Origin of the sequence: Arcticibacter sp. MXS-1 (assembly GCF_041902385.1) — a bacterium.
Taxonomy (GTDB): Bacteria; Bacteroidota; Bacteroidia; order Sphingobacteriales; family Sphingobacteriaceae; genus Arcticibacter.
Genome location: NZ_CP169244.1, coordinates 4,720,257 through 4,742,904, shown reverse-complemented (window position 1 = coordinate 4,742,904; position 22,648 = coordinate 4,720,257). Strand labels below are relative to the sequence as shown.

At 47.4% G+C, this 22,648-nt stretch carries 21 protein-coding genes and 1 pseudogene; 11 read left to right on the top strand and 11 right to left on the bottom strand.

The genetic code is table 11. The features are described from left to right. The first annotated feature begins 1 nt into the window (after position 1). Together ACES2C_RS20450 and ACES2C_RS20445 are read left to right on the top strand one after the other, a co-directional pair. Positions 2 to 682, top strand: a complete 681-nt coding sequence (locus ACES2C_RS20450) for a response regulator transcription factor (protein ID WP_374164904.1) — start codon at positions 2 to 4, stop codon at positions 680 to 682. Next, positions 679 to 1,998, top strand: coding sequence for a sensor histidine kinase (locus ACES2C_RS20445; protein ID WP_374164903.1), 1,320 nt, complete (start codon positions 679 to 681; stop codon positions 1,996 to 1,998). Before ACES2C_RS20450 ends, ACES2C_RS20445 begins: the two co-directional genes overlap by 4 nt. Positions 1,999 to 2,080: 82 nt before the next feature. On the opposite strand, the gene ACES2C_RS20440 is transcribed toward ACES2C_RS20445, so the two are convergent. The 6 genes from ACES2C_RS20440 to ACES2C_RS20415 all read right to left on the bottom strand — a co-directional run bounded on the left by ACES2C_RS20440 (position 2,081) and on the right by ACES2C_RS20415 (position 6,163). Continuing rightward, positions 2,081 to 2,494, bottom strand: a complete 414-nt coding sequence (locus ACES2C_RS20440) for a hypothetical protein (protein ID WP_374164902.1) — start codon at positions 2,492 to 2,494, stop codon at positions 2,081 to 2,083. A gap of 111 nt (positions 2,495 to 2,605) precedes the next feature. Then, positions 2,606 to 3,139 (bottom strand): hypothetical protein, encoded by a 534-nt coding sequence (locus ACES2C_RS20435; RefSeq protein WP_374164901.1) that lies wholly within the window; start codon positions 3,137 to 3,139, stop codon positions 2,606 to 2,608. Positions 3,140 to 3,502: 363 nt separating this feature from the next. Then, the gene (locus tag ACES2C_RS20430) at positions 3,503 to 4,225 is read right to left on the bottom strand and encodes a pirin family protein (RefSeq protein WP_374164900.1); all 723 of its coding nucleotides are present in this window, start codon (positions 4,223 to 4,225) and stop codon (positions 3,503 to 3,505) included. 97 nt (positions 4,226 to 4,322) lie between these two features. Continuing rightward, positions 4,323 to 4,913: a Crp/Fnr family transcriptional regulator gene (locus ACES2C_RS20425; protein WP_374164899.1), complete on the bottom strand. Its 591-nt coding sequence runs from the start codon at positions 4,911 to 4,913 to the stop codon at positions 4,323 to 4,325. 20 nt (positions 4,914 to 4,933) lie between these two features. Continuing rightward, complete coding sequence (locus tag ACES2C_RS20420) at positions 4,934 to 5,179, bottom strand: hypothetical protein (RefSeq protein ID WP_374164898.1); 246 nt, start codon at positions 5,177 to 5,179, stop codon at positions 4,934 to 4,936. Between the two features lie 774 nt (positions 5,180 to 5,953). Continuing rightward, a complete protein-coding gene (locus ACES2C_RS20415) occupies positions 5,954 to 6,163 on the bottom strand; it encodes a hypothetical protein (protein WP_374164897.1) in 210 nt (69 codons plus the stop codon). A 333-nt stretch (positions 6,164 to 6,496) separates the two neighbouring features. On the opposite strand from ACES2C_RS20415, the gene ACES2C_RS20410 reads away from it, so the two are divergent. Together ACES2C_RS20410 and ACES2C_RS20405 are read left to right on the top strand one after the other, a co-directional pair. Then, positions 6,497 to 7,012: a hypothetical protein gene (locus ACES2C_RS20410; RefSeq protein WP_374164896.1), complete on the top strand. Its 516-nt coding sequence runs from the start codon at positions 6,497 to 6,499 to the stop codon at positions 7,010 to 7,012. Between the two features lie 292 nt (positions 7,013 to 7,304). Then, on the top strand, positions 7,305 to 8,336 hold the full coding sequence (locus tag ACES2C_RS20405; protein WP_374164895.1) for a glycosyltransferase family protein: 1,032 nt from the start codon (positions 7,305 to 7,307) through the stop codon (positions 8,334 to 8,336). A 107-nt stretch (positions 8,337 to 8,443) separates the two neighbouring features. Here ACES2C_RS20405 and dinB read toward each other — a convergent pair whose 3' ends face one another. Continuing rightward, positions 8,444 to 9,631, bottom strand: coding sequence for a DNA polymerase IV (dinB, locus tag ACES2C_RS20400; RefSeq protein WP_374164894.1), 1,188 nt, complete (start codon positions 9,629 to 9,631; stop codon positions 8,444 to 8,446). Between the two features lie 1,081 nt (positions 9,632 to 10,712). Here dinB and ACES2C_RS20395 point away from each other — a divergent pair. Then, positions 10,713 to 11,138, top strand: coding sequence for an RNA recognition motif domain-containing protein (locus tag ACES2C_RS20395; protein WP_374164893.1), 426 nt, complete (start codon positions 10,713 to 10,715; stop codon positions 11,136 to 11,138). 587 nt (positions 11,139 to 11,725) lie between these two features. Here the strand turns inward: ACES2C_RS20395 and ACES2C_RS20390 are convergent. Beyond that, a complete protein-coding gene (locus ACES2C_RS20390; protein ID WP_374164892.1) occupies positions 11,726 to 13,573 on the bottom strand; it encodes a chloride channel protein in 1,848 nt (615 codons plus the stop codon). Positions 13,574 to 14,651: 1,078 nt separating this feature from the next. Further along, the gene (locus ACES2C_RS20385; protein ID WP_374164891.1) at positions 14,652 to 14,918 is read right to left on the bottom strand and encodes a hypothetical protein; all 267 of its coding nucleotides are present in this window, start codon (positions 14,916 to 14,918) and stop codon (positions 14,652 to 14,654) included. Positions 14,919 to 15,120: 202 nt separating this feature from the next. Between ACES2C_RS20385 and ACES2C_RS20380 the strand changes: the two genes are divergently transcribed. Both ACES2C_RS20380 and ACES2C_RS20375 read left to right on the top strand, forming a co-directional pair. Then, complete coding sequence (locus tag ACES2C_RS20380; protein WP_374164890.1) at positions 15,121 to 16,671, top strand: ATP-binding cassette domain-containing protein; 1,551 nt, start codon at positions 15,121 to 15,123, stop codon at positions 16,669 to 16,671. Continuing rightward, on the top strand, positions 16,668 to 17,618 hold the full coding sequence (locus tag ACES2C_RS20375; RefSeq protein ID WP_374164889.1) for a CvpA family protein: 951 nt from the start codon (positions 16,668 to 16,670) through the stop codon (positions 17,616 to 17,618). The genes ACES2C_RS20380 and ACES2C_RS20375 overlap by 4 nt, the downstream gene beginning before the upstream one ends. 30 nt (positions 17,619 to 17,648) lie before the next feature. Here ACES2C_RS20375 and ACES2C_RS20370 read toward each other — a convergent pair whose 3' ends face one another. After that, positions 17,649 to 18,407: a hypothetical protein gene (locus tag ACES2C_RS20370; protein ID WP_374164888.1), complete on the bottom strand. Its 759-nt coding sequence runs from the start codon at positions 18,405 to 18,407 to the stop codon at positions 17,649 to 17,651. 349 nt (positions 18,408 to 18,756) lie between these two features. Between ACES2C_RS20370 and ACES2C_RS20365 the strand changes: the two genes are divergently transcribed. The 4 genes and pseudogenes from ACES2C_RS20365 to ACES2C_RS20350 all read left to right on the top strand — a co-directional run bounded on the left by ACES2C_RS20365 (position 18,757) and on the right by ACES2C_RS20350 (position 20,754). Continuing rightward, positions 18,757 to 19,563 (top strand): metallophosphoesterase, encoded by an 807-nt coding sequence (locus ACES2C_RS20365; RefSeq protein ID WP_374164887.1) that lies wholly within the window; start codon positions 18,757 to 18,759, stop codon positions 19,561 to 19,563. 64 nt (positions 19,564 to 19,627) lie between these two features. Beyond that, on the top strand, positions 19,628 to 19,918 hold the full coding sequence (locus tag ACES2C_RS20360; protein ID WP_374164886.1) for a YciI family protein: 291 nt from the start codon (positions 19,628 to 19,630) through the stop codon (positions 19,916 to 19,918). A 6-nt stretch (positions 19,919 to 19,924) separates the two neighbouring features. Then, positions 19,925 to 20,583: pseudogene (locus ACES2C_RS20355) on the top strand (ion transporter); the annotation flags it as partial. Continuing rightward, positions 20,572 to 20,754 (top strand): zinc ribbon domain-containing protein, encoded by a 183-nt coding sequence (locus ACES2C_RS20350; RefSeq protein WP_374166997.1) that lies wholly within the window; start codon positions 20,572 to 20,574, stop codon positions 20,752 to 20,754. The pseudogene ACES2C_RS20355 and the gene ACES2C_RS20350, both read left to right, overlap by 12 nt. A gap of 29 nt (positions 20,755 to 20,783) precedes the next feature. Here ACES2C_RS20350 and ettA read toward each other — a convergent pair whose 3' ends face one another. Next, positions 20,784 to 22,466, bottom strand: coding sequence for an energy-dependent translational throttle protein EttA (gene ettA / locus ACES2C_RS20345; protein ID WP_374164885.1), 1,683 nt, complete (start codon positions 22,464 to 22,466; stop codon positions 20,784 to 20,786). Positions 22,467 to 22,648: the final 182 nt, after the last annotated feature.

Below are 22,648 nucleotides of genomic sequence, written 5' to 3'. Positions count from 1 at the left end.
GTTGAATGTATTGATTATAGAAGATGAGAAGACGCTGGCTTACGAGCTGGAAGCCTTTCTGAAGAAAGCATATTATGTCTGCGATCTGGCTCATTCGGGCAGGGCAGGCCTTGAGAAATTAGCGGAAGGACTGTATGATTTTATCCTCCTGGACCTGGGCTTACCTGATATGGACGGGCTCGATCTGCTGCAGAACGCCAGGAAACTTACCCCCGATGCAGCCGTTATTATTCTGACGGCTCGTGGCAATGTTGCCGACCGCATACGAGGCCTTGATCTCGGAGCTGACGATTACCTTCCCAAGCCTTTTTCTCTTCCCGAATTGCAGTCGCGTATGCAGGCGATAGCACGGAGGAAATACGGCGTCAACCAGCAGCTTATCTCAATAGGAGCTTTTACTGTTGATCTTCAGAAGCGGCTTGTCTTATTGAATGAAGCAGAGATCGAACTGTCCAAAAAGGAGTTTGACTTGCTCAGCTATCTTCTTCTTAGCAAGAACAGGCCACTTACCCGCATCCAGCTGAGTGAACACATATGGGGAAACTTTGTAGTAGACGATAACGATTCGAATTATATTGATGCGCATATTAAGAACATACGAAAAAAGCTTGGAGCTTATGCATCCACAGAATGGCTTGAAACAGTAAGAGGTGTTGGTTACAGAATCAGGAAGCAGCAGTGAAGTTACTAAGCAAACTAACCTTATTTATTTCGCTCTCGAAGCTGATCATTGTTGTGTTGTTCGTTCTTATACTGCCGTCTCTGGTGGAGAGGATTGCATCAGAATACACCAACTCCTACCTGCGGCAACAAAAGAACAAGGTACTTCAAGCCGTTACCAGGAATGGTATCAATTTTTATTTGCAGGGCGAGCGAAGTTACGGTAGCTATACCATGCTCAAGGAGGAGTACATTTCCCTGGAGCCATACTTTGACCAAAAGCTCGACACGATAGAGACGGCGCAGCGGCTCGTTGAAAATGACACCCTTACTTATCGCGTGTTGAGTTATACATTTAAAGCAGGGGGAGAAAGCTACCTGCTTGAGGTTGGAAAGAAAACAACTACGATCAGTCAGTACAACAAGCCGCTCCAGCGCATCGCTTTGTACGTGCTTGTCGGCCTCATCTTGCTAACTGTTATGATGGACCTGCTGTTTACCGGCCTTTTGCTCAAGCCCCTCCGGCAGATCATAGATACTAAGCTGATATCGCAGAAGTTCCCATTCTCCAGGCGCATCGAGCACGTGAAGACCTCAACAGCAGATTTTAAGTCGCTTGATGATGCTCTCATATCGCTCATGGAGCAGGTGAACGAAGCCTTTGAGAAAGAACGGGAGTTTACCGCTAACGCATCTCATGAGCTCATGACACCCATTAGTATCTTAAAGAGTAAGGTCGAAAACATCATGCTCGACGAAGCAACATCAGTAGAATTGCAAAAGCGGCTCACCGAAATGATGAAGACCATCAACCGGTTAAGCAAAATAGTGCATTCCCTGCTGTTGATCTCAAGGATCGACAACGAGCAATTTGTGAAGGAGGCCAGCGTCCGTCTTAAAGATCTGGTGGGAGAAGTAAAGGAAGAGATCGAACACCGGCTTGAAGAGAACGAAATCTCTTTGACCGTCAACATCGACGAGCACCTGCGGCTTAACAACTGCAACCGCGACCTGCTTTTTCAGTGTATCTATAATCTTTTGAACAATGCAATTCGGTATAACAAGCATAAAGGCCAGATCCTCGTGGCCGACGGCTGGAGCAATTCATCGCGCTGCCTTTATATTCAGGATACCGGCATAGGCATTCCGCAGGAGGAGATCCCATTTATATTTAACCGCTTCAAAAAGGTAGGCAGGAATGAAAACGGTGGATATGGACTGGGGCTGGCGATAGTGAAGAGCATTGCAGACTATCATGGAATTGAAATACGGGTTGAGTCTTCAGTCGAGTCAGGAACAAAGTTTGTTCTTATGTTCCCTGTTGAGATGATTTCGTAGGAAGGGATAAAAAAAAGAACAGGCTGCGTGGCAGAACTCACCCTACTGAAAAACTGCCTGCACGCCTGTCCGAGCACCCGGATTAGTGGCGCCCTCTACCTCTATGTGTGTGTGATTTTTTCCACTTACCGTGCTTATAATTAACACGTTCTACGTAATAGTTGTCGCGAATGTTATAGCGCGAACGATAATAGTCATGCCTTAAATAGGGCCTTTCTTCGTTCACCACAACATGCCTGACGTTATAGACATTGTAGTTCCTGTAGCCCGGAAGATAGGCGCTTCTAACCCAATCTCCGCGGTGACGGTAGTAGTAGACTTTTTTCGGTACGTAATAATAGGCCTCCGCATCAGGAAGATAGTAATAGCGTGTTTCTCTGACCGGGGCTACATAGGCAGGCTGGCCTATATTTACATCTACGTGTACCTGTGCCTTGCTCTCCGTCGAAAGGAAGGCAGCAAGAAGTATCGAGCTATAAAATATGACCTTTTTCATGATGTATTTCTTTTATTCAAAGAACATCAGGTATCATGAAAATAACATGAAATTTCAGGAGTTTTTTTCTTTTTTCTTTCCCTGGGCGTGGCGAGAGATGCCGGGGAAGCACTAGAAAAGGGAGGATTCAGTGAGGTCGAGGTAGTTCCAGGTGATCTCAGAAGGAATATAAACGCTGCTCACCGTTTTCCACTTGGTCAGCTCTTTTTTGAACTGCGGGATTTCATACCCTCCAATGGCTGCCGCACGTGTGTAGTAGTTTTCACGCGAGGGATGCTGCGGAGCACATATATTATAGGTTCTCCCGAAAGCTTTTAAATCAATTATTTTGCGCGTCAATCCGGTACAATCATGAAGATGCACAAGGTTGACCGGAGCCACACCATTCTCCACTCCCTTTTTGCCCGCCAGAAAGCGACCAGGGTGTCTTCCCGGACCGATCAGTCCTGCAAATCGGAGTATCGTCACTGCAGTTGATAGTTCAGTCTTTAGGCGTAGCTCTGCATCAAGAAGAACCGTTCCGCTCCCTGTATCAGGCTGTGGCGGCTCTAGCTCCGTGACTTCTTTGTTCGGGTTGCCATACACTCCGATAGAGCTGATGAAGATGACAGACTGGAAGCGCCTGCATTTGAGTTCTGATAGCAAGACATTGAAGCGGGCTCTGTACTCAGCCGGACCCGTACTGCCGAGAGAGGGGGGATGCTGATGATCAGAATGTCGCAGTCAAAAAAAAGTTTGTTGCCCACGATCTCATCTCCCCGTATCTCGATTTGAAAAGCCTCAATGCCCTTCTCTCTTAGAAGCGACAGTTTGTGCTCGCTTGTAGTCGAGCCCCTCACTGCGTATCCTGCCGATTGTAATTCTGCACCAAGATGAATACCGTACCAACCGCATCCCAATATGCTGACACTACCTTTTTTTGCCATTGTGCAAGTATGAACCACAAACTTACACAAATTGTTGGGCCGGCACGCGAACGGTTGGTTCGGTTATCATCCCGGAGGTGTTTTACAACCTCACAGTCATGGGGACTTCCATCAGAAGGAATTCAGAATTTGTTTCTGCTTTTATCGCCAGTTTATCCGTTTCCCAGATGCCAAGTCCGTCCCTTGCATCCAGCACATTGCCATTGAACTGAACAGATCCGGAAACAACAAAGGCATACACCCCGCTATCTTCACTCTTAAATTGATACTCGGCCTCAACCCCCTGATCGAAGTTTCCCATATGAAACCAGGCGTCCTGATAGATCCATACTCCCTGGTCGTCGGGATTAGGCGACAACATCTGCTGCAGCTTGTTTTTCCGGTCTTCCACGTTAAGCGTAAGCTGGTCATACCGGGGCGTTACATCCCTCTTGTTCGGGAAAATCCATATCTGCAGGAACTTAACAGGTGTGCTTTTATTATGATTATATTCACTATGATAGATTCCTGTTCCCGCACTCATTACCTGTATATCGCCATGTCTGATCACGGCCGAATTTCCCATACTATCCTGGTGTTCCAGATCGCCTTCCAGCGGAATGGAGATGATTTCCATATTGTCGTGAGGGTGCGACCCGAATCCCCGCCCTTCAGAAACGGTATCGTCATTTAGTACACGAAGTGCGCCAAAGTGTATCCGGTGCGGATCGTAGAAATTGGCGAAGCTGAAAGAGTGAAAACTCTTTAACCAGCCGTGATCGGCTTTTCCGCGTAAATCAGCCTTGTGAAAGATTGTCTTTGCCATGGTATTTGCTCCTTTTTTATACAAAGGTAGCCCTGACACTTCCTTCCTTTCATAACCTAGGTTAAGAAAAGGCGGGCAGGCATAGTATCGTGCGGTTCTATTTCTTTTTTAGCAGGCTGCGTTTCATTTTGCTCAGAAATTCTGGTGTAATGCCAAGATACGAGGCTATTTGTTTCTGTGGCAGAGTCTGGACAAGCATCGGATATTTTCTGCAAAAGTTCAGGTACCGCTCCTCCGCAGTGAGGCTTACCGTATCTGTAAGCCGGCGGTAACTGCTAACCAGAGAGTTTTCCGTCAAAATCCTGAAAAATCGCTCAAATTTAGGTACCCGTGTACACAAAACTTCCTGATTGCTCTTTGATAGTTGTATTACTTTCGTGTCCTCCAGCGCCTGGACATACAGGACCCCTGGCTTCTGCGTGATCAGGCTGGCCATGTCCCCGATCCACCAGCCTGGAGGCGCAAAATTTAACACGTGCTCAAAACCGTTCGTGTCTATCGTATAACCTCTTAATAGTCCCTGGTTTACAAATGAAGAATGTTTGCAAACCTCACCTTCTTTTAGCAAAAACTGACGCCGGTTTACGGATTTATACTGCAACAATGAAATGAAAAAATCTCTTTCCTCGCTGCTGAGGCTAATGTGCATGGCCACGTGATGAAGAATAAGGGCCGGATCAAGGGTCATGCTGTAAAGGTAGTCATTTACTATTGGTGTAGGGAATGGCCCGCACAAAAGCTTTCCAGCTCCTTGCAATAATATCCTGCATTGTGCAAGGCCGACTCGACCTTCTGCGGATTCAGGTGTCTGATTGCTTCTACCCTCAGTATAAATTCTTCATCAAGAAGATCAAAGTTCCATTTCATGATCTCCTGCATTCCGAGAAGAAAGGGCCGTACATGCTCAACGTGTTGCTTATCACTAACATTGGTCTTAAATACAAGTATATCCATCTCAATAGAATTTATTATTACTTAGATGCCGCCGGTGCCGGATTGTAACAGCAAACTGTCGTTTTGTGTAGCCAATCATCCGGAACTGGCAATGACACAAAGAAAGGATGTGTTGTGACAACCGTCTGTCAGCAGCAGGATCAGAAACGAACATTAGTCAGAGGCACGAAGAAAACAAACTGGCGTTCTCTGCGCTCTCTTCTTCATGGAAAGTACCTACGTGTTACCAAAGCATATACAGAGCTGAGAAAGGATGGTGCCTGGCTGGTACCTTCGTTCCCTATGGCAGGAGTTGAGCCCGTGGTGAGGTTGACTTGTCCCCGAGGAGAGTCCGTCTTTTGTTGTAAAAAGACGGACTCTCCTCGGGGACACTACGCCGCCACCTGGCGGTCAGGAGAAGGCATAGGGGAGGCAGGGACGGAGAGAAGAGACGGTTTTTTAGGCTGTGAAACGAATTTGGTACAGCTTTGCCCTTGATTATGTAAACCCGTTGCAGGTGTTGCGCCTGCTCTATGAAACAAATCGGGTGCGGCTTTGCCTGGGGCAGTCCCCGCAACGACTCTTCCTCGTGCTGCTACTAAAAACACGATGAACTCTTCGCACAAATAGGAATTAAAGAAGGAGGGTGTCTGTCCCGGTCATCAGCTTTAGTGAAACGATCTGGCGACGACCTGTAAAAATACCGAATCATCATAGGGGACGTTCGCGAGCTTAGAAGGCAAAGGAGCTGAAAATAATTGAGAGACGGCGCATATGTCCGTCTCTATAGTTTAGTTACCGGGGTACAGTGTCCTGATCAGTTGTTGAGCCGCCAAGGCTGTCTTTTTGAGATGTAATGTCGTAAGTGGACGTATCATTTTTGACGGAATCGGTGACCTGATTTAAGGAGTCCGATACTTGCTCTCCGGTCTTGTTTGACGTGCATGCTGTGAGCGATAGTCCGATCACACATGTTACAATGGCATACTGAATTTTCTGTTTCATAAGCTGGATTGTAGGCCCTGAGGGCAATTAATAAAATGATTTCTCGTTTTTTAACAAGCAAGTAAAATGAATGTTCGCAGGAGAAACTGGCCTGTCGAAAAATATGACAATGCTGACTAATTATGACGAAAAGTCAAACGCTTCTGTCTGTGGCCTTGTCAGGGTCGCTAAAAAAATGCCCCCCTATAATAGTCTCGGAACTGGTTTTAAATGAAAAGATTAGGCCCTTCTCCTGACTCCTGGGCTCGGAATTGTTGCATTACGCAACGGCCGACTGGCATGCTCCTTGTTAACTCTTTGGCGGTTTAATTAACAAACTTAACAGAAATCGATATGAAAAAGACCATTAAACTATTGACAGTTGCTTCGGCTATAGCCTTATTTTTTGTTACTTCCGAAAGTAAAGCTCAGGATTCGAAAGCCTGGCGCTTAGGTGTTGCTGTTTCTCCAGGTGTTTCCACGGACGATCCTTTTGGCTTCGTGCTTGGAGGCGAAGCAAAGCTGCAGAAGGACTTTGCAGGTCCCCTTTCAGGCACACTATCTGCCGGATACACTAACTTCTTTCTTAAGGATAAGTTCGACCTTCCTGGAAACAAAGATTATGGCGTTATTCCTGTAAAGGCCGGTCTTAAAGGGTTTTTAACAAAGAACTTTTATTTAAGCGGCGAGGTTGGTGCAGGGTTTGGTACTAACGAGGGAGCAAAGACCTCATTTGTATGGTCTCCATCCATCGGCTGGGCATTTAGGAATGGACTAGATGTTGGCGTTAAATATGAAGACTACGCCAAAGATGGCTACCCGCAGCAAGTCGCGCTTCGTCTTGCTTATGGCTTTAACCTGAGCAAGTAGAATCTTAATAACCTAAACTCACACACTGGAGTGAAAGTTAGTCGAAAGTTGTCCTTAGCCTTTAAGCTCAAAGACACTTTCGGGTAGGAGTTCTACCGAGACAGAAAAAGAGGTCGCCCCCGGAAGGTTGGGGCGGCCTCTTTTTCTATCGGAAGTTTTTCATCCATAGTTCCGTTGCCTCCTGACATCAGGCAGGCGAGCGGATACAAGGTGTGCGAAGCTCTTCAAATGCGTTGCTCATACTTTCTGAGTAAATGGTGATGCTGTTTTAAGAATATTGTACTTTTGACCTATGAAAATTCTCTACGCCATACAGGGCACCGGCAACGGGCATCTGAGCAGGGCAATGGACATTGTTCCATGCCTGCAGCGGAGAGGATTGGTGGATGTTTTGGTGAGCGGCATACAAGGCGACCTCATATTGCCTTTTCCTGTTCGCTATCAGCTTCGCGGCCTGAGTTTTATTTTCGGAAAATCAGGAGGAGTTGATTTTTGGCAGACTTTTGTCCAGGGAAGCCTTAGAAAACTGATCTCAGAAGTAAGGGATCTCCCCGTTGAGAAGTACGACCTTGTTATCAGCGACTTTGAACCGGTAACAGCATGGGCTTGTCGCCTGAAGAAGAAAAAGGTGGTTGCCTTAAGCCATCAGTCGGCGGTATTGGCGCCTAAATCGCCTCGTGCCTTGCATACAGACTGGCTCGGCAAGTGGATCCTGAAGCACTATGCACCGTCGGATGTACAGTATGGATTTCACTTTAATACGTACGACAGCAATATTTTTACTCCTGTTATTCGGCAGCAGGTGCGCCATCAGGAAATAAATGACCGCCAATATTACACTGTATATCTTCCTTCCTATGAAGATAAACGCCTTATAAGCATTCTTTCCCGATTTAAAGATATCAGGTGGGATGTTTTTTCTAAACACAATAAGTATACGTATATGGCTGGCAATATCAATGTGCAGCCTGTTAGCAACGAGGCCTTTATCAAGAGTATGGCATCAGCTTCGGGCGTGTTGTGCGGGGCAGGCTTTGAAACGCCTGCTGAAGCGCTGTACATGGGAAAAAAGCTCCTGGTGGTGCCGATGAAAAATCAATATGAACAGCATCTGAATGCGGCTGCGTTATCTGAGATGGGGGTGCCTGTGATTTCCGCTCTCGATGATTCTGCAAGTCCCCGACTCTCTGACTGGCTGCAATACGGTAAGCCCTTGCAAATTAACTATCCTGATATTACCCGGGATGTAGTAGACCTGCTGCTCGACACAGAAGTGGGAGTGAAGTCTTCAGAAGTGAAAAATATCAACATCGGGACGGACTGACCTGGGGATGAATTGCAACTGACGGTCCTGCCTCGTCTCCAAGGGGCAAGCACTTCCTGGCTGCCCTATATTCCTCCGGAGCAAGCAGGTATAGTCCTGCTGCACCCTTACTCCTCGTTCTTCTTGCCGTCGGAATTCAGTGTGTGTCCCGTAGCTCTGAAGACAGCGTCTGTTCCAAATCGTTGCCGGATGTGATCCAGTGCCTGATAAAGCCGGATGTTTTCTGTCGTGTCAGTAAAAAGACCGATCTGCTGATTTCCTTCTATTAAGTGGCTTAACCTCACGCCCAGCAACCTCACTGCCTGACGTTTATCATAAAGCTTTGCGAACAAGCCTTTCGCTGTTGAAAGGAGGAGATCATCGGAAGAAGTGTATTCAATCATCGCCTGATGCGAGACGGTGCTGAAATTGGAGTACCGTAATTTGATAGCGACGCAACCGGTTAATTTCTTGTGCCTGCGGAGTTGAAAAGCAACCGATTCTGTAAGGCGCACCAGTGTCTCCAGCAGGAAAGCTCCGTCTGCCGTATCCTGGGGAAAGGTGTCTTCTTTGCTGATACTTTTGCGTTCTGAGTAAGCAGTTACCGGGCTGTCGTCTATCCCATTTGCTTTTCTTGCAAGCTCGATACCTCCTTTCCCAAATCTCGCCTGAAGAGTAGTTAAAGGAATTTTACTTAGGGATCCGATTGTATCGGCGCCCATCGCTCTAAGGGTAGCTGCAGTCTTTTGTCCTACTCCGGGAAGTTTTTCGATTAGTAAGGGGGCAAGGAATGAACGCTCCTGGCTAAAAGGCACCTCTGTTTGTCCGTTTGGTTTGACTTCATTTGTCGCTACTTTCGAGATCAGCTTGTTTGATGCAAGCGCATAAGAAATAGGCAGCCCGGTCTCACGCACAATCTTTTGCTTTAACTCGCTCACGTACTGACTGCAACCGAAGAAACGGTCCATTCCTGTGAGGTCAATATAAAACTCGTCTATGCTCGCCTTTTCCATCACCGGCGCTTTCTCCCCAATCACTTCTGTTACCAATCGGGAGTAATGTGTATAACTGGCATAGTCACCTTTTATGACACGGGCCGACGGACAAAGCCGGAGAGCAGTTTTCATAGGCATTGCGCTTTGAACGCCAAAGCGCCTGGTCTCATAACTGCAGGCCGCGACTACGCCCCGGTCACTTAATCCTCCAACAATCACCGGCTTTCCTATCAGTGATGGATCTTTTAACCTTTCTACGCTCACAAAGAAGCTGTCGAGGTCAAAATGAGCTATGAAACGCCTTCCCGATTCTAGTGCCATACATCTAAATGATGTTAAAAATACTAAAAGCATTAGTGTTTCTGAAATGATTCGGAGCCTGGGCGGTAATTAAACTGCGGCAGTTAGCCTTCTTTTAATAATGCAGAGGTGTAGGACGGGCGAGGAGGGGGATCTCACTATTTAATGCGACACTAGACAGCACCCAAGGCAGGTTGTAACCAAGCCAGGACCGGTATAGCCTGTCAATGCCATCTGTTCCTTCTGGCTATTTTATTGTACAAGCGATAGCACGCCAATCTTGTTGCAACAAAGTCGGTGCTGGTATACAAGGGTTCTCCAACGGGAGCAACAGATGCCGATCCGGTCCTGACTTCTTCTTAAGGGCAGGGTGTCTGCCACCTAAGACAGAGAGGGAAGGAGGGTGGCGGAGCGATGCTTAGCGGACAGCGGGCTTGAGATATACGCAGTGGATATGGGGAAGTGAAACAGGCTGATCTTGTTAATCTCGTGCAATTTTTACTGCAATACAGGTAAGCTCTTTATTCGCGGACGGCAGACTGAAAGGGGAGGGGAAAGAAGGGCCGGACGTACATCCGGCCCCACATCTACCTATGAAAAACATACCCTTTGGAAGGGTCATTAAAGATACGAAGAAAAGTTGAATTAACCGAGTGAATAAAAATTCTCTTAATTTAAAATTTTTTGTTGCTGCCCCGTAACACTTTCGGCTGACTGCCGTAGAACCGGGTACAATAAAAGGACAGATTAAACGTAATAGCATTGTAGTAAAGCAGCGGTCAGTCAACAAATTTTTTTGCGGTAAGAAAATTATAAGTACCTTGCAGCGCTGTTGGAGCCTCTGTACAGAACCTTATTAAGGACGGGAAGATGTTGGGTATTAACGCGGTAAATAAGACATATTATTTACAAAACCTGGCGGCCGGTGCTCTTAATAGAGATAATTTAAACAAAAGTATCGTTCTAAAATCAGAAGGGTTGTGGAAACTAAAAATATTTTCGACAGGGAGTGTTTTTGTTGAAACAATCATTTTGTTAAAGTAGTATAATAGTATAAAGAAAAGGGTGGTCATATCCATCAGAGAAGATACACACAAACATAATGATTAAACTATTTGCAGGCGGATTTCCGCGTGATCTTGAGGACCTCGAACTAAAGGAGCTTTTTGAACAGTTTGGAAAGGTCGAGGCTGTTAACATTGTACGGGACAAGCATACCGGAGTAAGCAGAAGGTTTGGTTTCGTAGACATGGCTACGGAAGAAGATGCCAGAAATGCTATTTCCAATTTGCACGAAGCGAGTATCGATGACGACACCATAAGTGTTGTTTATGCTGATGACCGCCAGAAGGAAAAGCTGGCCAACAAAAAGAAGGCTGCTCAGAAAGTGGAGATTAAAGCTAAACCAAAAGTGTACGGTAAGACCTATCAGAAAGTGTCAAGGCCAGGCGACGTCAGCTACCAGAAAGTAACACGGCCAGGCGAGGGATCAATGACTGGCAGACGCCCCAGAAAACGAATTAAATAGTAGATCTGATCATCTGCTCCTAAAGTATAGAGAAGACAAGCGCAAGAACGGTCTGGGTTTGTGCTTGTCTTATTCGCTTTCTTGCTTCCTGAAGAAGTGGAGGAGTGCCTCCTGTTATAATAGCTAGTTGTGCTTTTTGTGTTGTGTTGAAGTTCTCGAGGCAAGCAGGGGGACAAATCCAGAACATGGCTTATCACAAATGCCGGACGGTTCATGCTACCGTGAATCTTTTATTTCACAATAGTAGGAGACAGGCAGGCATGACAGTTCGTTAAGCTGTATTATGGTCACAGAGCTGGGCAGTCTCAGGAGGAGGCTATCAGGCCAATATGAAGCTAGGCTGAAGGCCAGAAAGGCATCCATGAGCTTCGCTCCCAATCCGGAAGGAAGCTTTTAAGTGTGAACCTCAGCAAGGTAAGAACTCAAGCCCAGGCCTCATGTTGTAGAAGTTCTCCGGGTGATGGAATGAGGGTGTGCTAATATCTTTTTAGGCAATTCGGCTCAATTTAGCATGTTCGGGCGATAAAACACGGGATAGTCAGTAGCCGGATTGTCCGGCTTCAGTTAAAACTTAGCGACTCTCATTTTCAGGAGTACTCCTTCAGCAACTGCCTGTATCTCATGAGGATACTCGATTTTGAAATAAATCCTAAAAATCTTCCTTCTTTGGTGGTAACCGGCAGGTTCCACTGGCCCGACTCGTCAAAAAGGCGGATAATGCTCGCTATATCTCTTTCTGAATCGATCACAACAGAAGGAGCTTTTGTAAGGGATCGGATTGACAAAGAAGCCGTGGCTTCACTGTCAAACATATAGGGTCTTAAGTCGTCTAGTGAAATGGTGCCCTCAAGCTGGCCCCGTTCGTCTACTACGGCTATCATGTTCCTCTTTCCGTTTTTAATCAGTTCGAGGAGCTCGGTAAAAGTGGCAGTCGACCGGATTGTCTGAAAGTTAGTTTCAATAAGTGAAGAAGTCTGGAGCAGGGAGAGCAGGTTCTTGTCGTACTCGCGCGTGAAGATTTTGCCCTTTTGCGCCATTTCTCTCAGGTCGGGAGAGATCGGGGAGAACCATCTGGCCATCAGGTACGAAATGACCGTAACGATCATCAGCGGAATAAAAAGGTCGTAACCCTCGCTTGATTCTGCAATCAGAAAGACTGCTGTCAGGGGCGCATACATGACGCCGCTCATCACTCCTGCCATTCCTGCCAGCACAAGGTTAGAATTAGGTACGTTCTGTATCCCCAGCTGCGAGCAGAGCATGGCGAAGAAAAATCCGAGCATGCCCCCTGCAAATAAGGAAGGTGCAAAATTACCGCCGTTCCCGCCGGAGTGGATCGTAATGCTTGTTGCAAAGACCTTTAAAAGGCAGATTAACCCCAGAAAGATGACCACAATCCAATTGCTGTGGTTCAGATAGCCAAAGAAACTGTTTGCAAGAAGTTTTCCCACCTGCCCGTTGCTGATATCTTTGATCGACTGATATCCCTCGCCAAAAAGGGGAGGCAGCATAAGACATAATAGCGAGAGCACCACGCCTCCCAGCATCGCTTTCTGAAGTTTAGAAAATTTCAGATTCTTGAAGAAGTGCTCAACTTGCGAAGATATCACAACGAAGTATCGTGCATAAAGGCCGCATGTGAGGCCCAGTACAATATAGAAGGGCGTGTTGGCATAGTTGAATTCATTCCTTGCTTTAAAATGGAACAGTACGTCCTCGTTTAGTATTATTTTTGAAAGGAGACTACCGCATACCGCTGCCACTACCAGCGGAATGAAATCCGTGAATACAACTCCGGTAAGGAGAATTTCGAACGCAAACATAACACCTGCAATGGGAGCGTTAAAGGCTGAAGCAATACCGGCAGTTGCGCCTGCAGCAAGGAGCAGGGTTCTGTTTCGATAATCCAGTCCATAGGTTTTCGCATAGTTGGAACCTATCGCAGCACCTGTTACTGCGATGGGACTCTCCAAACCTGCCGATCCTCCAAGGCCAACCGTAACGGCGCTTTGGATAACCTGCGAGTACATTTTTACTGATGATACCAGACTGGAATTTTGAGCAATCTCGTGAAGGATCGCCGGAATGCCTTTTCGGTCCTGCCCCTTGAAAAAGAGGATGACAATGGTCGTCGTGAGTACAATCCCCAGAAAGGGGAACAGGATATAGAAAAAGATCTGTTCACTAAAGTGCACCTTCCCGGTGATGACGTAATGGATGTAACTGACCAGCGACTTTAATATGACCCCGGCCAGTCCGGCAGTGATTCCGACGATGATGCCCGACAGCAACAGGAACTGGCTTCTTGATAACTTACTTTTCAGCCAATGGATAAAGATCTCGAAGCTTCTCGCCTTGGTTATGCTATACTTGGTAAAGTCTCTCCTGAATCGTAAAAAACTGTGGTACTTCTTAATGGTATTAAATCTTTTCAACAGCTGGCCGGTTTTAAGAAGATCAATAAAGTCGGCAGAGTACACTCTTGCCGGTTGCAAATGCAAAAGTAGGTCTAAATAGGGATGCAGACAAGACCTTGTCTACTTAGTTTTATCACTCAGGCAGATAAGCAGAACCCTTTCCAGATGGCTTGGGTGCGCTCTGTTTCTCCGCCTAAGTGAAATATACGATGTCGAAAACCGGAAGCTAGAATATTTTCTTTAAAACCCAGATAATGAGTACAACCACCAATACCACGGCAATTACTCCGGTCCACATACCGGCCTTGAAAATGTCTCCCACAAGTTCACAGCTTGAGAGGATCATTACTAAACTAAAGAGGATTAGATTTATGTGTTTTGCTTTCATTTTGCTTGTGTTTTTATTAAGTATTTGCTTGTGTATTTTTAATTAATTACAATCAAGAAGAATTAAAGTTTCCCCAAGGGTGAAGCTTCAGCAAAGGGATGTCTAACCTGATTGCGATAGTTTAATTAAAACAGAGGTACGCTGTCGCGCCAGAGGGGGCAAGCTTAATCAGGTGTATCAGGAAAAAGAAACAAGAGATCTGCTTCCCGAAATAGTAACAAAGCCGGGCAGCTTTCTTACTATTTAACTAACCAAATGGACTGACTTAGTACACCTTACACTTGACGGTCCGGATGAAACAAGGGCATTTGTTGTAAGTCCGGGCAATAAGGCAGGCACAATTCTTCTAAAAGCCTCTGCGTATGGATAATAAAAGCAAGGCAAATCTTTTAAAAGCCTTTTGCTGATCGCACTTAGGGCAATCAATTGCTCAGGAAAAGGGGTTCTGTGACTGCAAGCTGCCAGTCGGATGAAAGGGACCTGGTATTTTGACAGTTTTTTCCTGGTCTGATCACGACATCAGCAGCATAGATCATCTTCGTCGCTGTGTTCCTCCGGGCTTCGAAAACAATTCAATAAAAAAAATAAGAAAATGGGAACCTTTAGGGTTTGGCAACCGTACAAGAACCAGAAAAATTTCATAATGGTTTATAATTGGTTAGTTGAGCTCCTGCCCATCAGGGGCTTTTACTTTTAAAAGGCCTTCGCTTAGATCATATTGAATTTTCGAATGCTCAGTTTTTCGGTCCATCTTCTTCCGTTCCATTTTATCCAGCTGTCTTCTTTCTCATCGTAAACAAAAAAATGCGAGGAGTTGGTCTCAGGCAGGTGAGCGGTGTCAAACACCTTATTATTTGCTTCATTTGCCAGGTGGTTCATACGATCCGTAAGATTCTCCCTGAACAAAGAGCAGGCTATAATTTTTCCGTCAGAGGCTTCGTACGCGTCCGTATGCAGGAGGATGAATAAATCCATGATCTTTAGTTTATAGCTGGTGTACAGATAGAACCTCTCTCTCTATCTAAAGTTAGCTCATAGCCAGCACTTTTACAAGCTGTAAACCAAGTATGCGTATGAGGGTCTGCGCTTCAATGGCATATCTCTGGTAAAACCCTTACCTTAGGCTTGAACAATTTACGGTGGGGCAGCGCGCTGCCGACTATAATCTGCATGATCAATGAGCACACTTCTATCACTGACGTCTGTGACGGTCAGGAATGTGAACGATATTATTTTTGAAGATCTTAATTTTCAGGTGAAGTCAGGAGAACACTGGGCCCTGGTAGGCAGGAGCGGCTCTGGCAAGAGCGCACTTCTTGAAGCAATTGCCGGTAAGCTGTCCATCTCAAAGGGAGAGGTGGAGCATCCTTCATTAGACCCTGTTGTTGCTGCAGGCAGAGAGGCCGATCCGCTCTTTAACTGGCATCGCCTGGTAGCGTACGTCTCTGCAAGACACCACTTCCGAAGCCTCTCCAATACCTCTAACTTTTACTACCAGCAGAGGTATAATTCATCCGACTCGGAAGATGCCGTAAAGGTAGAAGAGTATATTGAAAGGATTGGCACGAATTCCAGACCTGGTTACTGGACCAGCCAAAGGGTTGTGGACGCCTTGAGGCTTGCGCCCCTGATGGATAAGCAGCTCATCAAGCTTTCCAACGGAGAGACGAAGCGACTGTTAATCGCAGCGGCGTTGCTGAAAAATCCGGTCCTGCTATTGCTTGATAATCCGCTCACGGGTCTTGACGTTGCCATGCGGGAATACCTGAACAAGCTCTTGCTTGAGATCGGCCGGTCGGGCATTCATATGATCATCGCTACGTCTCCCTCCGAAGTCCCTGATGTTGTTACCCATGTCGCCACACTCGACAAAGGAAAGATAGTTGAAGCAGTTGGCGCTTCATCCTTTAGCCCGGCAGCGCTTCTGTCCGCACATTCAGCGATAGATGCAGAAGCACTCGGGCCGCTTTTAACGGACGCAGGCAAAAGATCTTACGAGACGATTGTCGGCATGAGGAATGTCGTGGTGCGTTATGGAGAAAGAACGGTCCTTGAGGGGGTCGACTGGCTTGTAAAGCCAGGGGAACGCTGGGCACTGCTTGGTCACAACGGAGCCGGCAAGTCGACTCTGCTGAGCTTAATTAACGGAGACAATCCCCAGGCGTATGCAAATGATATTGTACTGTTCGACAAAAAGCGGGGAAGCGGTGAGAGTATCTGGGACATCAAAAGAAATATAGGTTTCGTCTCTCCTGAGCTCTTTCAATATTTCCCAAATACATCCTCCTGCCTCCAGGTGGTCGAGTCGGGCTTTTATGATACTCTTGGCCTGTTCAGACCCTCTGATCGCGCCAGAAGGGAAGTAGCACGGACCTGGATGCGCCTGCTGCACATAGAACCGGCTGCGGGCCAACTGCTTCGTAATGTGTCGGCAAGCACACAGCGCCTTTGTTTGCTGGCGCGGGCCCTGGTGAAGAACCCGCCCCTGCTGATCTTTGATGAGCCGTGTCAGGGCCTGGATGCGGAGCAACAGGATCACTTTAAACAGGTTATTAATACCCTGTGCCAGAATAGCGATGTGACCCTCATTTATGTCAGCCATTATCAGAATGAGATTCCCGAAAGCGTTTCCAAATCGCTTGTGCTGGAGGATGGAAGAGTACGCCGGCAGAGGAATGATTTAAAGGGAGAACCTCCTGCGCGTTCTCCTGTTAAGAATGAGCTATGAACCTAATTGATGTTCTTTTGATCGGGGTGATCTGCTTGTCAGCCTGGAGAGGAGTCAGCAACGGCTTTATTCTGGAAACTATCAATCTGTTTTCCTGGGTGCTGAGCATTGCCCTTACCTTTTTGATATTTCCGCACGTTGCAGCACTGCTTGCCGGGATTCTGCCTTTTCCCGAGGCCTGGAGGGTGTCGCTCTCTTTTCTGATCACGCTGATCCTATGCAGCCTCGCCGTTTCTTCAGTCTTTAACCGCTTGCTCGCACTGCTTTCCGACGAAGTGCACGAAAGCAGGATAAACAAGGCGGCAGGCCTGATGCTGGGAATTGTGGGAGGGGTGGTAAAAGCTGCAATCGTTTCTGTCTTGCTTCTGTTGGTGCCACTTGGCTGGCAGTCGCAGGAGAAGGCCAGGGAAAGCAAGACGGCAGTCTGGCTAACGAGGGCCTTCAGGGGGATGGAAACATTCGTGGGCAACGGCCTGCAAACCATTCAGGGGGCTTTTTACAAGACTGAAGAGCGTGATCCCAATAAGCTTGTCAAGCTAAACTTTGTTGTCAGAAAGGCACCCCCGCAACCTCAGCTGGAGGAGCAAATGCTTCAGCTGGTTAATCAGGAGAGGGCAAAGGCGGGCTTAAATGCTCTTAAAGCAGACAAAGAATTAGTGGTGGTCGCACGATCACATAGTGACGATATGTTTTCAAGAGGCTACTTTTCGCACATCAGTCCGGAGGGTGAAACTCCTTTTGACAGGATCCGCAGGGCTGGCGTTCCGTTCCTTACGGCAGGAGAAAACCTTGCGCTGGCTCAGACTCTGAAGCTGGCGCACGAGGGGCTGATGAAATCGCCTGGGCATCGGGCCAACATTCTCAACCCCTCGTACGGAAGGCTTGGAATCGGGATACTCGACGGCGGAATATACGGATTGATGGTCACTCAAAACTTTCGCGATTAAGATCAGGCAGGCTTCTCGCCGCCCCTGTCTTTAGCGCCTCAGCGAGGGCGAAGACTTAAGCCTGTACAGGGCTGCAAAGCATGCCAGTATGCTTAGCAGGGAGGCTGCCAGCGCCGTATAGGCTACACCGGGATGATCACCCTTACGCGCTATCCAGATCGCAAATACCGCCCACGCAACTACTAAGGGATAGACGGGGTTACGGAAGCGTATGCCAACCAGCATGGCGGCAATGACAGCGAGTGCGATAAATAACAGCGTGAGCACCTCATTTTCTTTGCCTTGCTCGGAAGCGATCAAAACTGCAAGGTTGGCTAGGAATGCTACTGACAGCCAGCCACAGAATAAGCTAAAAGGAAGCTGGATCCACCAGTTATGCCGGTGGCGGAAGTATGCCGAGGCGGCCGCCCCAAACATCCTCACACTGAGCAGCAGCAGAATGCTCATGATCACAACGCTAAGCGTAAACATCTCTTTGGTAAAGACAACGATCCAAAGTGCGGCCAGGACGTTTGAAATTAAAAGAGGAACGGAGAGCCGGTTATATGCCGTCTTCTCAAGCCGGGTGCGCTTCAGCTGAACAATACAGAAAAACAGGAAAGAACAGTAGATCAGTCCCCATATTGAAAACGCATAGCCGGCGGGTGTGAAGAGGCTGGGATATTTGCCTGAGACCTGGCCCATAGAAGGCTGGTCAATGAGGGCCATATAAAAGTAGTTAAAGGCGATGTTTAAGATGATGATGAAAAGGGTTATCCAGCGCAGGCTGGCTGAGCTTTTTTTGTCCATATTGGTTGCGATGAGAGTAACAAAAGTATAAGAAATAACCGATTTCAGTCGGTTTTTGTCAACAATCACCAATTGCTAAGTGTTAAGCTTACATGGCGTCCTTCGACTTATCTTCCTCGCCCTTCGAGGTCTTCCTGATCGGAGACACCGGAGATATCTCCACTTCCCGCCCGGATCCTGTCTTACAAATGTTATGTGCGCACTTTGATCCCCAGCAGCCGTCTGCAGTGATCTTTCTTGGCGATAATATTTATCCCCGCGGCCTCCCCCCGAAGGTAATATCCTCCGCAGGAATGCTGAGAACACACTGAAGCAACATTATGAAGCGCTGAAGGATTACCATGGAAAGGTGGTGTTTATAGCGGGCAATCACGACTGGAATAAGGGCAGGAGTGATGGCTACGAGTATGTGATGCGGCAGGAAAAGTATATCCAGAAGCTCTTTGAGGGGAAGAATGTCTTTTTACCTTCTAACGGATGCCCGGGCCCTGTTGAAATCAGCATCGGCGAAAATATAACAATCGTCGCCATTGACACTCAGTGGTGGATGCAAAAAGGACTCAGGCCTATAGGCGCCCAGTATGGCTGCCGGGTGTCGTCAGAAGAGGAATTCTTTGAGCATCTTGAACAGGTCCTGGAAGAAAATAAGCACAAGCGGGTTTTGGTGGTCGGGCATCATCCTGTTTATAGCTATGCCATCCATGGGGGACGTTTTAAGCTGAAGCATCACATCTTTCCGCTCACCATTTACGATAAGGACGCCTGGATTCCATTGCCCGGGCTCGGTTCCCTGCTACCTTTGTACCGCAAATTTCTGGGCGCCCGCGAAGATATGGCTCATCCCCGGTACAGGCGGCTGAGAGCCAAGTTAAAGGAGATTTTGGGTAAATATCCGGGACTCATCTACGCTGCAGGTCATGAACATAATCTTCAGTATATCGCTAAAAACAACAATCACTTTATCGTCAGTGGCTCCGGCTCAAAGGTGAAATACGTGGTGCAGTCCGGGAAGCACCTGCACTATGGCGCCAAATGCAAGGGGTTTTTCAAACTCAGGTTCGAAACCGACGGCTCGGTTTACCTCTCGGCCTGGTCTCTGGATACCACAGGTAAACTAAAGAAAGGAAAAGTAGCGTACGAGGAACAGATCATTTGATCTTAATTGTCGCAATATTCCCTACCTTAGTTTCATTTAAAAATTTCACCTAGTACTACTAATTATGACTCAATATTTGATTACCGGAACCGATTTTACCGATGAACAGGCCCTTGAAAGAAGAATGGCTGTGCGCGAAGAACACCTGGAAGGTGCGCGAAAGTTAAAAGCCAACAATAACCTCATTGTTGCTGGTGCTTTTCTTGACGATACCGGAAAGATGGCCGGATCTTCCATGGTCGTTCAGTTCGAGACAGAAGACGAGCTGAAGAGCTGGCTCGACAATGAACCCTATATTAATGAGCGTGTCTGGGAAACGGTCGATATAAAACCTTTCAGGGTGGCAAATGTATAGCATTTAATGGCCAGCAGATGGAGTAATATTAAGAACAAAGTTTACATAGTGGTTTTCCGGTCAGACACCAGGGCCGGGAAACTATTTGATATCCTCCTCCTTTGGCTGATCATTCTGAGCATCCTTCTGGTGTTTATGGAGAGTGTCGAGAGCTTCCGTAAGGTTTATCACCATGAGATTCGGTTGCTTGAGTGGGTCTTTACCTTCCTTTTCACGATCGAATATATTCTGAGGGTGTACAGCTCCAGAAACACCAGGCATTATGTATTCAGCTTTTACGGCCTTGTCGACCTGGTTGCCCTTTTACCGGGATACTTTGCCCTGCTCCTGCAGGGCGGCCAGTATTTCATTGTCCTGAGAGCTATCCGCTTGCTTCGGGTATTCCGTATCTTAAAGCTTACCCGTTACCTCTATGAAGGCAACGTGCTCGGCAAAGCTTTGAAGGCAAGTATGTACAAAATTACGGTCTTCCTTTCCGCTGTGGTCACCCTGGTAACCATTGTAGGCACCATGATGTATGTGATAGAGGGGAGGAGCACGGATTTAACAGCATACCCGAGAGCATTTACTGGGCGATTGTAACCATTACCACCGTCGGTTACGGGGATGTATCTCCCGGTACTCCGCTTGGCCGGTTTGTGGCTTCCATTTTAATGATAATCGGGTATGGAATTATTGCTGTCCCTACTGGCATCGTCTCGGTGGAGATGGCCCGCGCTACTCAGGCTGATGCTCAGCCCTGTCCTGCCTGCGGAACTCTGATCGACCGATCCTCTGCTAATTTCTGCCCCAACTGCGGGACGAAGTTAGAAGCTAATATTGAAAAGCAGGACTGACTGCCCGATCCTGCTTTTCAATCTGCGTGTTATACCGACAGCTTCTTGTATCTGATGCGTTTCGGACCGGCATCGCCCAGTCTATTTTTCTTATTCTCTTCGTACTCTGAATAATTTCCTTCGAAGAAATACACCTGCGACTCTCCTTCAAATGCCAGGATGTGGGTACAGATACGGTCGAGGAACCAGCGGTCGTGCGAGATAATCACTGCACAGCCTGCAAAGTTTTCCAGACCTTCTTCCAGCGCCCTCAGCGTGTTTACGTCAATGTCGTTCGTCGGCTCATCGAGCAACAGCACATTGGAGTCTTTCTTCAGTGTGATTGCCAGGTGCACGCGATTCCGCTCTCCTCCTGACAGCACTGAGACCTTTTTTTGCTGATCCGCTCCGTTGAAATTGAACTTCGAGACGTAGGCGCGTGAATTGACGGCGCGGTTGCCGAGCATGATATTGTCCAGTCCGTCCGTTATGTTCTCCCAAACCGACTTATCAGGATTCAGGTCACTATGCAGCTGGTCCGCATATCCCAGCACCACGGTTTCTCCTACCTGGAATGTCCCTGAGTCGGGCTGCTCCTGGCCCGTGATCAGTCGGAACAAGGTGGTTTTTCCGGCTCCGTTAGGTCCGATAATGCCCACAATTCCTGCTCTTGGAAGTGAGAAACTGAGGTTTTCAAAAAGTATGCGGTCGCCATAGGCCTTGCTCACATTCTGAGCCTCAATGACGACGTTGCCAAGCCGCGGTCCCGGAGGGATAAAGAGTTCCAGTTTTTCTTCGCGCTCTTTTCCTTCTTCAGAAGCAAGCTTTTCGTAGTTTGCCAGACGCGCTTTTGATTTGGCATGCCGTGCCTTGGGCGCCATACGTACCCATTCCAGCTCCCGTTCCAGGGTCTTCTGTCTCTTGCTTTCGCTCTTTTCTTCCTGCGCAAGGCGCTTAGACTTCTGATCCAGCCAGGAGGAGTAATTCCCCTTCCATGGAATTCCTTCGCCGCGATCAAGCTCCAGAATCCATCCTGCCACGTTATCCAGGAAGTAACGGTCGTGCGTTACGGCAATGACCGTTCCCTGATATTGCTTTAAATGCTGCTCCAGCCAGTCGATCGACTCCGCATCAAGGTGGTTGGTGGGCTCATCGAGCAGCAGAACATCGGGCTCCTGAAGGAGTAAGCGACATAATGCCACTCTCCTGCGTTCTCCTCCTGACAAGGTGGCAATCTTCTCTTCCGGGTCAGGGGTACGGAGGGCGTCCATTGCCCGCTCGAGTTTCGAATCGAGCTCCCAGGCTCCGGTAGCGTCGATCTTATCCTGCAGCTCTCCCTGGCGGGCAAGCAGCTTATCCATAGCGTCCGGATCTTCATAGACTTCCGGAAGCCCGAACTTTTCATTTATTTCTTCGTATTCCTTCAGAATAGCGGTAATGCCAGCCACTCCCTCTTCTACTACTTCCCTGACTGTTTTGTTCAGGTCAAGTTCCGGCTCCTGCGCTAAATAGCCCACCGTATAGCCGGGTGAGAACACTACTTCGCCCTGATATGATTTGTCGAGACCGGCGATGATCTTCAGTAATGAGGATTTACCGGATCCGTTCAAGCCGATCACTCCAATTTTGGCTCCGTAAAAAAAGGAAAGGTAGATATTCTTCAGGACCTGTTTTTGCGGCGGGTAAATCTTATTTACTCCTGCCATTGAAAAGATGATTTTTTCGTCTGCCATTATTGCTTGAAATCTGGCCGCTAATATCGCTATTTCGGGTCTTTTGATCTAATTTTTATTATCTTAGGGTAGCAGGCAGGCCGTTCGTTAAAAATGGCTTAATTGTTGATAAAATATTACATATCCGTCCGGCTTATTTAAGAAACAAATTAATACATTAGGACGTTCAACACGTAGAAAGG